The organism is Moorena sp. SIO4A1, assembly GCF_010672065.1.
Classification (GTDB): domain Bacteria; phylum Cyanobacteriota; class Cyanobacteriia; order Cyanobacteriales; family Coleofasciculaceae; genus Moorena.
In genome coordinates this window covers 1-1,270 of sequence record NZ_JAAHHX010000837.1, presented here as the reverse complement: position 1 = coordinate 1,270, position 1,270 = coordinate 1, and the positions used below count along the sequence as shown (strand labels likewise).

Genomic DNA, 1,270 nt, shown 5'->3' with positions numbered 1-1,270 from the left:
AGTGTAAAATACCAAAGATCGAAAATCAGGAGACATCAATTATTATGGCAATTGCAGAAATTACTAAACAGTTGTTAGCCGCAAAAAAAGAAAAAGGACTCACCTTTGAAGATTTGGAAAAAGTTGTAGGTAGGGATGAAACTTGGGTCGCTTCTGTGATCTATCGTCAAGCTAGCGCAGATATGGAGGAAGCGACCAAACTAGTCACCGCTTTGGGTTTACCAGAATCCGTAGCTGAAGAATTAACCGTGCCACCTCTCAAGGGTTCCCTAGACCCTCAAATTCCTACCGATCCCCTAATTTACCGCTTTTACGAAATTATGCAAGTGTATGGTATGCCGATCAAAGCGGTGGTCCATGAGAAGTTTGGGGATGGGATTATGAGTGCTATTGATTTTTCCATAGAAGTAGAGAAAGTAGAAGACCCGAAAGGCGATCGCGTACAAATCATTATGTGTGGTAAATTCCTACCCTACAAAAAGTGGTAGCTTAGGATGATTAATGCTGTCGGGGTAAACGTAAATTATCCAGGTGCATTTCAATGCATGGTGTTTGACCCGGTGGTGCGTTACGGGCCGGGCTCTCTCAACCGATGTCAAGAGAGGGAAAATCAAGGGGAGCCCGCCCCTAACGCACCCTACGCTACTAATCTTAATGTGTAGTGCTATACCAGGGAATCAGTGTCAACTAAATCCAAAACCACGAACACACTAAAACAGTTAGATAAACGGCTATTGTCTGAGTACATCACAGCCTTAGTTTGGTCAAACCAAGGTAATTATCTAGCTATTGTTACTGCTGCAGGAGAACTGGCGTTATGGCAACAGGGTAATCTCGAAATTTTGACAGCCAGCCATGACTATTCCCTAGACTGTGTGGGCTTTTCCCAAGATGGCAATTATCTAGGGACTGCTGGACAGGAAGGCAAAGTTAGTATCTGGCAATTGGGGGTCAATTCCCCCAACTTTAAGCGAATTACAACCCTGGATCAGGGCAACGCTTGGATTGACTCCCTAGCTTGGCATCCCCAAAAAAATCTATTAGCTTTTGCCGTCAATCGCCAGGTTCAGGTTTGGGATGTTAACCAAGGGCAAGTAATGGCAGAGTTAAACTTTGCAGACTCATCAGTTTTCAATATAGCTTGGCATCCCCAGGGTAAATTCCTTGCTGCTAGTGGCCATGGTCGTGTTAAAATCTGGGACATTGAAAACTGGTCAGACCCACCAGAAACCCTTGAACTCCCTGGATCTAGTCTAGACTGTGCTTGGTC

1 protein-coding gene and 1 pseudogene are annotated in these 1,270 nt (G+C 44.6%); both read left to right on the top strand.

The genetic code is table 11. From position 1 onward, the window contains the following. Nucleotides 1–44 precede the first annotated feature (44 nt). Nucleotides 45–488: a cyanase gene (gene cynS / locus F6K53_RS43340; RefSeq protein ID WP_070391212.1), complete on the top strand. Its 444-nt coding sequence runs from the start codon at nt 45–47 to the stop codon at nt 486–488. Between the two features lie 192 nt (nt 489–680). Further along, nucleotides 681–1,270: pseudogene (locus F6K53_RS43335) on the top strand (hypothetical protein); the annotation flags it as partial.

Excerpts from the sequence above, each read along its gene's own strand:
- cynS (WP_070391212.1), top strand. The coding sequence starts at position 45 with ATGGCAATTGCAGAAATTACTAAACAGTTGTTAGCCGCAAAAAAAGAA.